This window comes from uncultured Limimaricola sp. (genome assembly GCF_964022235.1).
Lineage (GTDB): Bacteria > Pseudomonadota > Alphaproteobacteria > Rhodobacterales > Rhodobacteraceae > Limimaricola.
Genome location: NZ_CAXHZL010000007.1, coordinates 72,646 through 84,042, shown reverse-complemented (window position 1 = coordinate 84,042; position 11,397 = coordinate 72,646). Strand labels below are relative to the sequence as shown.

Sequence of the window (11,397 nt, the reverse complement as noted above, 5' to 3'; positions counted from 1 at the left end):
CGCGGGTCGGGCATCGAGTCGAATGATGCAGGGCAAGAAACGGCCCGTCGCCGCCGTTGCGCGGCGCTTCATCCCACACAGGGATGCATTCTGCTGCTATCATGGCCGTAAACCGCGCCTCGCGGTTCCCCCGGCCGGAGCGAGCAAGACCATGCTGCACGACCCCGCCTGCACCAATGCGCTGCTGCACGGGCTGCGCCCGATCTGGCCCGAGGGCCTGCAACAGGCGCTGGAGTTCACCGAACTGCCCGCGAAGCTGATGCTGGAGCGCCGGGGTCGGCCATGCACGCATGCCTATTTTCCCGCCTCGGGCATCGCGTCGCTGGTGGCGCGCGAATGCGACGAGCTGACGCTCGAGGTGGGGCTGGTGGGTCGCGAGGGGATGATCGGGGTGGGGTTGATCCTTGGCGACGCGCCGAGCCTGACCGACGCGGTGGTGCTGGTGCCGGGGGTGGGCTGGCGGATCGAGGCGGAGGCGTTTCGCGCGGCGATGGTGGATGCTGGGTTTCACGCGCGGATGCTGCTCTATCTGCGGGCGACGATGGCGCAGATCACCCATAACGCGCTGGCCCATGCGCGCTGTCGTCTCGACCTGCGGCTCGCGCGGTGGCTGCTGATGTGCCACGACCGGATCTCGAGCAACGAGATCGCGCTGACGCATGGCGCCATCGCGCTGTTGCTCGGGGTGCGCCGCGCCGGGGTGACGGTGGGGCTGCACGAGCTTGAGGGGCACGGGCTGATCCGCTCGACCCGGGGCCGCATCGTGATCCGCGACCGGGCCGGGCTGCGCCGCATGGTGGGCGACCTCTATGGGGGCCCCGAGGCCGAATACTGCCGGCTTCTGGGCCGCCCGGTGACGGCATGCCGCTCGGGGGGCGCGAACGGCGGCGGGATCGCGCCGGGGTGACACCGCGAAGCGTTCGATCCAGCCGGACCGGGCCGCATGATCCGGCGGAAGGTCGCGCAAGGGGGCGTTGGCAGCTGCGCGGGGCGGCCGCGCTCTCATTTTGGGCGAAATGTTCTCGATTGTGTACAACCTGAAGGATGCCATGCAACATGCTGTATGTCTTGCACGATTTGCCGCAGTTCGGGCGTTCGAACTTCCATGGACCGCCGCTCATACGTATCCCGCTTTCCTTGCGTCACTTCTTCCCTTCGTCTGCCCGAAAGAAGGCAGGGCGGATCTCGGATCGTGGATCGAAGGGGGTCGCCGCGACACCGTGTTGTAGTTGGCGCGGATCTTGGTCACATATCCGCCAATGACGGGCCGTCGCACCCGGCGGCGCAGCGATGGGCTGCGTCGGGCAGGGCGACAGAACTCCCGCCGCGCAACCGACCAGACCGAGGAACCCACCGCCATGTCCGAGCCCCAGACCGTCGCTGCCGAACTGGTGCGCGCCATCGAGGAGCATGCGCCCCGTCCCGCCATGTCGGACGAGGCGGGCGGTCTGACCTATGGGGAGCTGGGCCGGTTCGTCGAGCGGATCGGCGGGCCGATGCAAGACGCGCCTGCGGTGGGCATCTTCGGCGCGCCGGGTCTCGTCATGGGGGCGAGTGCGGTGGCCTGCGTGATCCACGGGCGGCCCTTCGTGCATCTCGACCCGGCGATGCCGCAGACGGTGCTGCACAACATCCTGTCGGAATTGGGCGTCACGCTGGTCGTCACCTGCCAGAGCGTGGCCCCGGGTCTGCTGCCGGAGGCGTGCGACAGGCTGGACGCGCGCGCGCTTCTGGAGGGGATCGAAGAGGCCCCGCGCGCGGCGCTCCGCGCTGCTCCGGTGGCGCCGGGGGATGCGATCTATCTCGTGGCGACCTCCGGCACGACGGGGCGGCCCAAGTGCATCCCCGTGACGCAGGACGCGGCCTATCTGTCCTATGACTGGCGTGACGAATTCACGCCCTATGCGCCGGGGATGCGCATCGGCATCTACATCTTCGCGATCTGGGAAATGTTCCGGCCGCTGCGCCGCGGCGCCGAGCTGTGGTTTCCCGATCCCAACACGCTAATGGCACCGCGCGGGCTGGCCGGGTTCCTGATCCGGCACGAGATCGACGAGATGCTGTTCACCCCATCCTTCTACGACACCTTCCTCGGCACGATCGACCGCGACACCGCCGCCGCCCTGCCGCTGCGCCGGGTCGTGCTCAATGGCGAGGTGGTGAGCGACGCGCTGATTGCCGCCTCGCGCGACAAGCTGCCCGGGGCCGAGCTTTGGAACCTCTACAGCATCTGCGAGACGCATGACGTGTGCATGTCGCGGCTGACCGCGCCGTCGGGCGACGGGCCGGTCTCGGTGGGTGTGCCGATGCAGCATTTGCGCGCCGTGATTCTCGATGAGACCGACCTGCCCTGTGCGCCGGGCACGCCGGGACAGCTGCATTTCGAAGGGCCGCGCATGCTCGGCCCCGGCTACGTCAACCGCCCCGAGGAGACGGCGCTGCGGTTTCGCGAGCTGACCATCGAGGGGCGCGAGACGCGGCTTTACGACACCGGCGATCAGGCTTGGGTCGACGCGGACGGGGCGCTGCACATCATCGGCCGCGTGGCGCATATGCTCAAGCTGCGCGGGTTCTCGATCCAGACGCGCGAGCTGACCGATAGTCTGCGCGAGCGGCTGGAGTTTGCGCAGGCCGTGCCTTGGGTGGGTGAGGTCGGCACGCGTGGGCAGGCGCTGATCTTCTACTATGCCGCCGATGCGGAACAGGCGCGCGCCAACGCCGATCGCTGGGGCATCGCGCCCGGCGCCAACCCCATGCCCGCCGCGCTGGCCGCCGAACTGCGCGCGGTGCTGCCCGCCTATTGCGTGCCCGCCTATCTGGTGCAGCTCGACGCCATCCCGCTGCATCCGGTGTCGGGTAAGGCCAACTTGCGGGCGCTGCCGCCGGTGACCGAGGCGGTCGCGCAGACCGAAGGTACCGGAGCCACGACCGAGGACGCGGTGATCGCCGCCGCCGCGCGCGCCATGGGCTGCACGCCCGACCGCATCGATCCCAGCCTGAGCTTTCACGATCAGGGCGGCGACTCGCTGATGTGCGTGAACCTGATCCTCGAGCTGGAGCGGGTCTACGACAAGCCGGTCGATTTCGAGCTGGCGATGAACGTGCCGCTGCACCGGCTCGACGCGCTGCTCTCGGGGCAGGGCGGGGTCGAGGCCTCGGCCGAGGCCTTTGCGCGGCCCGGCATTTTGCTGACCGGGGCGACCGGGTTTCTGGGCGGGCACGTGCTGGCGCGGGCGGCGCGCGATCTGGCCGCGGGGCAGGTCGTCTATTGCCTCGTGCGCGACAAGCGGCGCGACGCGCGCGAACGGCTCGACGACGTGGCGCGCCGTCACGGCGTCGCGGCCGACCGCTATGTCATGGTGCCGGGCACGCTGGATGCGCCGCGCTTCGGCCTCGACGGGGCGGCGCATGACGCGCTGGCCGGGGCGGTGACATCGGTGGTGCATTGCGCGGCCATGGTGAACATGGCTGTGGGGCAGGACGAGATGCGCGACTGGTCGGCGCGCGGCATCGACGCGGTGCTGGGTTTTTGCCGGGCCGCCGGGGCGGATCTGCGGTTTTCCTCGTCGAGCGCCGTGTTTCCCGACCGGGGCGGGCCTTGGCCCGAGGCCCCGGCGCAACTCTGGGAGGGCTGCACCGGTTACGGCGCGGCCAAGATCGCGGCGGAGGCGGCGATCACGGCGTCGGGCGTGCCCGCCGCGATCCTGCGGCTCCCCTCGCTTTACGATCTCGAGGCCCCGAACCCGCGCGACATCTGCGAGATCATCCTTGCCGCGTCGCTGCGCGCCGGGGCGGTGCCTGCGGGGCTGTGCTTTCCGATGACGGATGTGACGGCGGCGGCCGCGCTGCTGTTGGGCCCGGTCACGGGGCCAGGCGCGCCGGTCTACAACCTGATCGCTCAGAACCGCGTCTCCCTGCAAGGATCAATGTCCGAGTCCGACTGGCTCTCCGCCGTCGATCTGCCGCCCGGCATCGCACGGGTGATCGCGCAGTATCCCGACACGCTCCGCGTCGACGCGGCGTTCGACGCATCGGCGGCCCGCGCGGCCTGGGTGCGGGTGTCGGAGGCCCCGTTCGAGGCGATCTGCGACGCGCCAACGCTGCTGGCGCGCCGCCGCGCCGCCTACCAGAGCGAGCCCGCGTTGACCTGAACGTCTTCCATGGTGATCGCGCGCCCGGCGTCGCTCACCAGAAACGCGGCCAGCTCGGCGATCTCCTCGGGCTGGACCAGCTGGTGTTGCGGGTTCGAGGCGGCGTAGTCCGCCCGGACCTCGTCGCGCGATTTGCCGGTGGTTTCGATGTCGGCGTCGATGAAGGATTTCAGCATCTCGGTCTCCACCCATGTCGGGCTGATCGACACGCAGGTGATGCCATGCGCCGCGCCTTCGAGGCTGACGCAGCGGCCCAGCCCCAAAAGCCCCGCCTTGGACGCGCAATAGGCCGCGTTGTTGGCCATGCCGTGATGCGCCGCGACCGAGGCGAGGTTGACGATGCGGCCGAAACCGGCAGCCTTCATATGCGGCATCACCGCGCGGATCATCCGGAAGGTGCCCGACAGGTTGGTGTCGATCTGGTCGTCCCAGACCTCGTCGGGGTGGTCGATCACCGCCGCCTCGGAATAGACGCCCGCGGTGTTGATCAGGATGTCGACACCGCCGCGCCGCGCCACCACCTCGTCCACGAAACCGTTTACGCTCTGGCTCGAGCGCACGTCGAGCGCCGCGACATGCGCCGCGATGCCCTCCGCCCCGAGGATGTCGCGCACGATGCCCGCATCGCCGCCCCGGCGCGCGCCGATGGTCACGTCGACGCCGTCTCGGATCAGCCGACGCGCGATGGCCAAGCCCATCCCCGAAAGCCCGCCTGTCACGATCGCCGTTCTGGTGCCTTGAGTCATCTCGTTCCTCGCCTGTGTCTGCACTGCGCGGCCTGCCTACGCCGATTCCAGCGTGGTTGCATCGCGAAACATGGAGGCCCGGTCGGCAGGCCGGGGCTTGAGCCTACGATCACCACGCCGCTTGGGATCGCGCAAAAGGCGTGGTCTCCCGGAACACGGCACGCGCCGGGGTGTTCTTGCCAGAACCGACCTCTCAGGCCCCAGACCCGCATGACCCACGATCCCGCCCGTCGCCTGTCCGAACCGCAAGACGCACCGCACTCCGAGCCAGCGGCCCTGCGGGCATGGTCCGAAACGATCATATTGGAGGATTTCGGCGACGCGGTGCATGTATTGAAGCGGTCGGGCCTGCTGACTCTGTCCGATTGGTCCGCCGAGGCCCGCGCCCTGCGGCAGGTGGCTGCGCGCAACCTGTCACTGGGCCGGTTGTTCGAGGGCCATGTGAACGCGCGGCTTCTTATCATGACCTATGCCGAACCCGAGCTGCGGGACAGCTGGCTTGGCGCGATGAACGACGGCTGTCTATTCGGCGTCTGGGGCGCGGATGGGGCAGAGCCGGTGAGCGCCGAAGGCGACACGCTGCGCGGGGCCAAGCGGTTCGCGTCGGGGCTGGGGCATGTCGACCGGGCCATCGTGACCGCCGCCACACCCGAAGGGCAGCAGTTGTTCGTGGTTCGGGCAGACGAGGCCGCGCGGCACGATCCGGCGATCTGGGACATGTCCGGCATGCGCGAAAGCCGCTCCGGCGGCTTTGATTGCAGCGCGTTGACAGGTCGCAGGCTCGGCCCGCCCGGCGTCTATGTGCAAGAGCCGCACTTCGTTGGGGGCACCTGGCGGATCGCGGCCGTGACGCTCGGCGGCATCGCGGCGCTTCTGGAGCGGGCCGCCGCCGCGCTGCAAGCGCGCGGGCAGGCCGAGGCCGAGACGCATCTGCTGCGGCTGTCCCCGGTGGCGGGCCGGGTGCTGGCGGCATGGCCCGCCATCCTGAGGGCCGGAGAGATGGCCTCGGGGCCGAAAGGGGCCGAAGACCCCGAGGCAGCGGCGGTGCGCTCGGTCGCGGCCCGCCTGCTGACCGAAGAGATCGGGCAGGACGCGATCGTGGCGGTGGAGAGATCGGTCGGCCTGTCGATGTTCGCCGAAGCGGACCCGGTGGGGCGCATGGCCCGCGATCTGGCCTGCTACATGCGCCAGGCCGCGCGCGATGCCTTCTCGGTCAAGGTCGGGCGGGCGCTCTTGACGGGCGACAGACCTCTCGGGACATGGCTCGATGAGTGACCGGGTCCGCCGCGCCAGCCTGCACGATCTCTCGGAGGATCGACCGATCGTCGTTCTTGCGCCGCATCCGGACGATGAATCGCTGGGCTGCGGCGCGTTGCTGGCCGCGGCCTTTGCCGGGCCCGGCGCCCGGGTCGTCTGCATGACCGATGGCGGAGCCTCGCATCGCAACTCGCGCGACTGGCCGCGCGCGCGGCTTGCCGCCTTGCGCGCAAACGAGCTTGAGGCGGCCATCCTTGCGCTTGGCGGCACGGCGGGCTGCATCACCCGGTTGGGCCTGCCGGACGCGGAGATGCTGGAATTGGGGCCACGCTACGACGAGATCGCCCAAGAGATCGCGCAGGTGGCGCAGGCCGCCGATGCGCGCGTTCTCATCGCGCCTGCGCCGACGGACCCGCATTGCGATCACGAGGCCACCGCCGAGATCGCGGGGCTGGTCGCGGCGCGGACGGGGATGCGGCTGTTGTTCTATCCGGTCTGGTCGGCGTGGCACGACCCGGCCTACCGCGATCGGCTGCCATACCTGGTTGAGCATCGCTTTGACACCAGCGCCGCGCGCGCCGCCAAGAGCCGCGCCATCGCCGCGCATCGAAGCCAGCATGGTGAGGTCGTGACCGACGATCCAGACGGGTTCGTCCTGCCCGAGGCCTTTCTCGCGGCGTTTGGAAGCGGTGACGAAATATTCTTCGAGAGCCCAATATGAGCGCCGTGTCGCCCGAGCGGCTGGATCGGATCTATGCCGTGGGCGATGACCCGTGGTCGTTCCGGACCAGCGCCTATGAACAGTCCAAGTTTCGCGCGACCTGCGATGCGCTGCCGCGCCGGGCCTACCGATCGGCGCTCGAGCTGGGGTGCGGAAATGGCGAGCTGGCGCGCCATGTCGCGCCCTTGTGCGATGCCTATACAGGGGTCGACGCGGTCGAGACGGCCCTTGTGGCGGCGCGGCGGGCGGTGCCGCAGGGCCGCTTTCACCGGCTCTATCTGCCCGCGGCCCTGCCGGATGGCGCGCATGATCTGATCCTGCTGTCCGAGGTGCTCTATTTCCTCGATCCCGCCGGGCTGTCCGATCTCGCGCGGCAGATCGACCAAGGTTGGCCCCTTGCCGATCTGGTCTGCGTCACATGGCTGGGTCCGAGCGGCAACGCGCTCGAAGGCCAAGAGGCGCTCGATTTCTTCAAGGCCGCCTCGGCGCGCGACATTCGGCGGGTCGCGATGACGGATCGCTACCGGATCGACGTGGCGGAGGGCACGTCGTGAGGCCGGTCCGCGAGGTCTTTGCCCCGCATGCGGTGGCCCGCGCCACCGCGGCGGTGATCATCCCGGCCCGCAACGAGGCCGAGCGCATCGGGGCCTGTCTCGACGCGCTGGCCCAACAGGAGGGGCGGGAAAGCTGCGCGATCCATGTCTGCGTCAACAACACGACCGACGACACCGCCGACATCGTCCGGGCACGGGCCGAGCGACACGGTCTGGCGCTGGTGTTGAGCGATCTGGTCCTGCCGCGCGGCGGTGTCGGGCGGGCCCGCCGGTTGGGACATCTCCTTGCCATGCGGTTCAGCCCACAGGCGCAGAGCCTGCTGTCGACAGACGCCGATTGCGTGGTGATGCCGGGGTGGCTTGCCGCGATGCGGCGGGCGTTGCGGCGGCATCCGGCGGTTCTGGGGCGGATCGAGGGGCTCGACGATCTGCCGCCGGAGCTGATGGAGGTGGTGCGCAGCCGGGGCCAGCTCGAGGACAGCTATCTGCGCCTCTCCATGGAGTTCGCGCGGCTGGTGTCGGGTGACAGCGCGGAGGCGATCGGTCTCAACACCGCGGGCGGGGCCAATCTGGGGCTGCGGCGCGAGGTGTACCGTGCCGTGCACGGGTTTCGCCCGCTGCGCTGTGGCGAAGACCGCGACCTGATCGACCGGGTCATCGGGTCCGGATACCGTCCGGGCCGGATCGACGACGCGGTGGTGCGCGCCTCGATGCGCCCGGAGGGCCGCGCGCCGGGTGGCATGGCGGACAAGATCGCGGCGCGTCTCGAAGAACGCGCCTGCACGTTCGATACAGCGCTTGTCGAAGTGAGCGCGATGCTGTCGGACCCTGTGCAGCTTGGCGCGCGACGCGCTGGCCTGACGGCGGCCGAAGCGGCGCGTGACCTGCCGATCCTCAAATCTCATGTCGATGCGCTCAGGGGCATGGACTGTCCCATTGAGCGTCGCAGGTATCTGTCGCGGATGAGCGGGCAGAGCGTGATGTGACCCGCGCATGAGCCTGCCGCCGGAGGCGCGGCAGGGTATGCGAGACCGGCCTTTGGGTGAGGTCGCAGTGCGGCCTGCTACCTTCACGAAGCCGTGGTGGCCGCGCGATGGGTATCCCCCGTGGGATCGTAATTTGGTATGGATGAAAGAGAGATCGCAGGACGGTCTGACCCTTTGCGAGGCGCGAAGGCGGGGCCGTCAACCGGCGATACAGGAGGGACCGACATGTTTTCGGATCGACCCACCCGACGCGAGGTTGTCATCGGCGGCACGACCCTTGTCGCCGCAGCTTTGGCGACCGGCGCCTCGGGGCTTTTCATGCCTGCCCGCGCGCAGGGCCTCGCACCGACGCCGAGCATGCGCGGCGGCGCGAACAACTATCGTCCGGGCGCGCCGATCGTCGAGCGCATCGGCGGTGGCGGGTTCTGGATGTCGGGCACGGTGCGCCGCGCGGGCGATGGTGCGCCGCTGCAGGGCGTGCGCATCCAGATCTGGGCCCACACCACCGAGGGGCACGAGCGCGACCCGCAGAGCCACGGCGCCACCCTGACCGACGCCAATGGCGTGTTCCGGCTCGAGATGCCGCAGATCGTGCCCGCCTTCGGACAACCGCATGGGCATCTTGCCTATGACGACGCCGCCTTCGAGACCGTGTTCCTGCGCCCGGTGATGCCGAGCGCGAAGGACACCAGCCTCAGCACGCACTTCGTGCTCCAGCCGGTCTGAGCGGCCCGAAGGGTCTGGCCGTCTTGCGCGCCATCCTGATCTGGGGGGCCTTGGCGACGGCCGCGGCCGTGCCGATCGCCGTGGCCGCGATGAGCCCGCTGCTCGCATGGCGGGGTCCGGTCTATATCGGGGCCGGTCTCGCGGGGGTGCTCGCCTTGGTGCTGGTGCTGGTCCAGCCTCTCTTGATCGGAGGATACCTTCCTGGTCTGCCTGCGTTGCGCGGACGGCGGGTGCATCGCTGGATCGGCGGGGCGCTGGTCCTCATGGTCGCGGCCCATGTCGTGGGGCTGTGGATCACCAGCCCGCCCGACGTTATCGACGCGCTCCTTTTCGTGTCGCCGACACCCTTCTCGGCTTGGGGCGTCGTGGCCATGTGGGCCGTCTTCGCCTCGGCGATGCTGGCGGCGTTGCGACGGCAACGGCGATTGCGTCCCAAACACTGGCGTCTCGGCCATACCACGCTCGCGGTGGTGATCGTGCTGGGCAGTGTCATTCATGCGCTGCTGATCGAGGGAACGATGGGCATGGCATCGAAAGCGGCGCTTTGCGCGCTGGTGCTGGCGGCGACGGTCAGGGTCCTGATCGATTTGCGCATATGGGTGTTGTGGACACGGTGGCGGCTGTGAGGTTCGGGCGGTGCGCCCGGCGTAGGCGCGCCGGGCCGATCGCCGGGATGATGCGAAGCGGCCCGCGTGGGTTTTCGGGCCGCAACCGGTCCCGGCGTCAGGGGCGCGGGGGGGCCATGACCCTGCTTCGCCGCACCGACGCCGGACGAGGGCGGCGCCCCTTGGAGCGCCCCGGGGGCGGCCGCGTGGCGGCACCCGCCGGGGCCCTTGATCGAAACCCCGGCTGCGCTCAGAGCAGGCTCTGCCGCGTCGCTTGATCCAGCGTCCGATCGAGAATGCGGCCCATTCGCGCGACGATCTCGTCGACGTCGCTCTCGGTCACGATCATTGGCGGGCAAAGCGCCAGCGTGTCGCCCACGTTGCGGCAGATCAGGCCTTCTTCATGGCCGATCTCGAAGGCCATGAGCCCCACCTTGCCGATGGGGTCGAAGGGCCGCTTGGTCGCCTTGTCGGCCACCAGTTCAAGACCCGCGATCAGGCCCGCGCCCCGCACTTCGCCCACCAGCGGAAGATCGGCATAGGCGCGGAGCCCGTCTTGCATCCGCGCGCCCATGCGGGCAGCGTTGCCGATCAGGTCGCGCTCCTCGATGATCTTGAGGTTCTCGAGCCCCACGGCGGTCGCCACCGGATGCCCCGAGGCGGTGAAGCCATGGCCGAAGGTGCCGATGCGCGCGGTGTTGTCGGCGATGGCGTCGTAGACCTTTTCCGAGAACACGATCGCGGCCAGCGGCATGTAGGAGGAGGTGAGCTGCTTGGAGGTCACCATGATGTCGGGCGTGAAGCCGTAATGGACGCAGCCGAAGGACGAGCCCAGCCGCCCGAAGCCGCAGATCACCTCGTCGGAGACCAGCAGGATGTCATGCTTGCGGCACAGCGCCTCGATGCCAGGCCAATAGCCTTCGGGCGGCGGCATGACGCCGCCCGCGGCCATCAGCGGCTCACCGATGAAGGCGGCGATGGTCTCGGGGCCTTCGCGCTCGATCACCTCCTCGGTCTCCTTCAGGAGCCGCGCGGTGAAGTCGGCCTCGCTCTCGCCCTCGTTCCCGAAGCGGTAGTGATGCGGGCAGGTCAGATGCGTCACCGGGATCGCCGGCAGGTCGAAATCCATGTGGTTGTAGGGCAGCCCGGTGAGCGAGCCCGAGGCCACGGTGATGCCGTGATAGCCCTTGGTGCGGGCGAGGAACTTCTTCTTTTCGGGCCGCCCCAGCGCGTTGTTCAGGAACCAGACCATCTTCACGACGGTGTCGTTGGCTTCCGACCCCGAGGAGGTGAAGAACACCCGGTCGAGTCCCTCCGGCGTCATCTCGACGAGCTTTTCGGCCAGCCGGATCGAGGGCTCGTGCGCCTTGTGCGCAAAGCTGTGGTAGTAGGGCAGCGCCTGCATCTGTTTGTGCGCGGCCTCGACGAGCCGCGGTTCGGAAAAGCCGACGCCCACCGACCACAGCCCCGACAGCCCCTCGATGTACTGCTTGCCCGCCTCGTCATAGACGTGGATCCCCTCGCCGCGCGAGATCACCAGCGGCCCGCGTTCCTCGTGGCGGCGGGCGTTGGTGTAGGGATGCAGCGCCGTGGAGATATCGGCCTGCGCCAGCGAGTTCGAAAGCTTGGTCATCAGCGGGCTCCGTATGGG

General features: G+C 69.4%; 10 protein-coding genes. 8 read left to right on the top strand and 2 right to left on the bottom strand.

Features of this window, described 5'->3' with window-relative positions; genetic code table 11:
• Nucleotides 1–151 precede the first annotated feature (151 nt).
• Both AADJ02_RS10650 and AADJ02_RS10645 read left to right on the top strand, forming a co-directional pair.
• Complete coding sequence (locus tag AADJ02_RS10650) at nucleotides 152–907, top strand: Crp/Fnr family transcriptional regulator (RefSeq protein ID WP_341212985.1); 756 nt, start codon at nucleotides 152–154, stop codon at nucleotides 905–907.
• A gap of 451 nt (nucleotides 908–1,358) precedes the next feature.
• Nucleotides 1,359–4,151: an AMP-binding protein gene (locus tag AADJ02_RS10645; protein WP_341212984.1), complete on the top strand. Its 2,793-nt coding sequence runs from the start codon at nucleotides 1,359–1,361 to the stop codon at nucleotides 4,149–4,151.
• Here AADJ02_RS10645 and AADJ02_RS10640 read toward each other — a convergent pair.
• Nucleotides 4,124–4,897, bottom strand: a complete 774-nt coding sequence (locus AADJ02_RS10640; RefSeq protein WP_341212983.1) for an SDR family NAD(P)-dependent oxidoreductase — start codon at nucleotides 4,895–4,897, stop codon at nucleotides 4,124–4,126. The two genes, AADJ02_RS10645 and AADJ02_RS10640, sit on opposite strands and share 28 nt — an antisense overlap.
• A 210-nt stretch (nucleotides 4,898–5,107) precedes the next feature.
• Here AADJ02_RS10640 and AADJ02_RS10635 point away from each other — a divergent pair, with 210 nt between their 5' ends.
• From AADJ02_RS10635 to AADJ02_RS10610, 6 genes are all read left to right on the top strand, one after another.
• Nucleotides 5,108–6,172, top strand: a complete 1,065-nt coding sequence (locus AADJ02_RS10635) for an acyl-CoA dehydrogenase (protein ID WP_341212982.1) — start codon at nucleotides 5,108–5,110, stop codon at nucleotides 6,170–6,172.
• Complete coding sequence (locus tag AADJ02_RS10630; RefSeq protein WP_341212981.1) at nucleotides 6,165–6,875, top strand: PIG-L family deacetylase; 711 nt, start codon at nucleotides 6,165–6,167, stop codon at nucleotides 6,873–6,875. Before AADJ02_RS10635 ends, AADJ02_RS10630 begins: the two co-directional genes overlap by 8 nt.
• Nucleotides 6,872–7,429 carry an SAM-dependent methyltransferase gene (locus tag AADJ02_RS10625; protein ID WP_341212980.1) on the top strand — a complete coding sequence of 186 codons (558 nt, stop codon included), beginning with the start codon at nucleotides 6,872–6,874 and terminating at the stop codon, nucleotides 7,427–7,429. Before AADJ02_RS10630 ends, AADJ02_RS10625 begins: the two co-directional genes overlap by 4 nt.
• On the top strand, nucleotides 7,426–8,415 hold the full coding sequence (locus AADJ02_RS10620; RefSeq protein ID WP_341212979.1) for a glycosyltransferase: 990 nt from the start codon (nucleotides 7,426–7,428) through the stop codon (nucleotides 8,413–8,415). Before AADJ02_RS10625 ends, AADJ02_RS10620 begins: the two co-directional genes overlap by 4 nt.
• Before the next feature lie 225 nt (nucleotides 8,416–8,640).
• Nucleotides 8,641–9,141 carry a twin-arginine translocation pathway signal gene (locus AADJ02_RS10615; RefSeq protein ID WP_341212978.1) on the top strand — a complete coding sequence of 167 codons (501 nt, stop codon included), beginning with the start codon at nucleotides 8,641–8,643 and terminating at the stop codon, nucleotides 9,139–9,141.
• A 23-nt stretch (nucleotides 9,142–9,164) separates the two neighbouring features.
• The gene (locus AADJ02_RS10610; RefSeq protein ID WP_341212977.1) at nucleotides 9,165–9,767 is read left to right on the top strand and encodes a ferric reductase-like transmembrane domain-containing protein; all 603 of its coding nucleotides are present in this window, start codon (nucleotides 9,165–9,167) and stop codon (nucleotides 9,765–9,767) included.
• A 229-nt stretch (nucleotides 9,768–9,996) separates the two neighbouring features.
• On the opposite strand, the gene AADJ02_RS10605 is transcribed toward AADJ02_RS10610, so the two are convergent.
• On the bottom strand, nucleotides 9,997–11,379 hold the full coding sequence (locus tag AADJ02_RS10605) for an aspartate aminotransferase family protein (protein WP_341212976.1): 1,383 nt from the start codon (nucleotides 11,377–11,379) through the stop codon (nucleotides 9,997–9,999).
• Between the last annotated feature and the right edge of the window lie 18 nt (nucleotides 11,380–11,397).

Excerpts from the sequence above, each read along its gene's own strand:
- AADJ02_RS10640 (WP_341212983.1), bottom strand. The coding sequence starts at position 4,897 with ATGACTCAAGGCACCAGAACGGCGATCGTGACAGGCGGGCTTTCGGGG.
- AADJ02_RS10615 (WP_341212978.1), top strand. The coding sequence starts at position 8,641 with ATGTTTTCGGATCGACCCACCCGACGCGAGGTTGTCATCGGCGGCACG.
- AADJ02_RS10635 (WP_341212982.1), top strand. The coding sequence starts at position 5,108 with ATGACCCACGATCCCGCCCGTCGCCTGTCCGAACCGCAAGACGCACCG.
- AADJ02_RS10625 (WP_341212980.1), top strand. The coding sequence starts at position 6,872 with ATGAGCGCCGTGTCGCCCGAGCGGCTGGATCGGATCTATGCCGTGGGC.
- AADJ02_RS10645 (WP_341212984.1), top strand. The coding sequence starts at position 1,359 with ATGTCCGAGCCCCAGACCGTCGCTGCCGAACTGGTGCGCGCCATCGAG.
- AADJ02_RS10605 (WP_341212976.1), bottom strand. The coding sequence starts at position 11,379 with ATGACCAAGCTTTCGAACTCGCTGGCGCAGGCCGATATCTCCACGGCG.
- AADJ02_RS10650 (WP_341212985.1), top strand. The coding sequence starts at position 152 with ATGCTGCACGACCCCGCCTGCACCAATGCGCTGCTGCACGGGCTGCGC.
- AADJ02_RS10630 (WP_341212981.1), top strand. The coding sequence starts at position 6,165 with ATGAGTGACCGGGTCCGCCGCGCCAGCCTGCACGATCTCTCGGAGGAT.